Below are 256 nucleotides of genomic sequence, written 5' to 3'. Positions count from 1 at the left end.
ACGTCGACACCGGCCACCAGGGAGCGGCCCTGGTTCTGGTACTGGCCCACCACGGCGGCCACGTTGCCCACGCTGGCGCCGGGCAACGCGCCCGGGCAGCTCACGCCGCTGGCCGGGTCGGCGCGCATCTGCGCAAGCACAGCCTCGGCCGCCCGATCGGAGTCGCTGATCGGGGTGCGGGTCATCGACCGGATGTCCTGTTCCTTGCTGTAGTCCGGCGCGGCGCTCTCGTTTCGGCGGGAGATGAACCAATAGT

General features: G+C 70.7%; 1 protein-coding gene. It reads right to left on the bottom strand.

The window, feature by feature from the left end:
• Nucleotides 1-256, bottom strand: a 256-nt coding sequence (locus tag ACQG3P_RS20550) for a hypothetical protein (RefSeq protein WP_426806079.1), incomplete at both ends; no start/stop codon positions are given.

Source organism: Stenotrophomonas sp. SrG, from assembly GCF_050031795.1.
Classification (GTDB): Bacteria; Pseudomonadota; Gammaproteobacteria; order Xanthomonadales; family Xanthomonadaceae; genus Stenotrophomonas; species Stenotrophomonas rhizophila_A.
The sequence above is the reverse complement of the archived record's forward strand: the minus strand, read 5'-3'. Positions and strand labels throughout refer to the sequence as shown.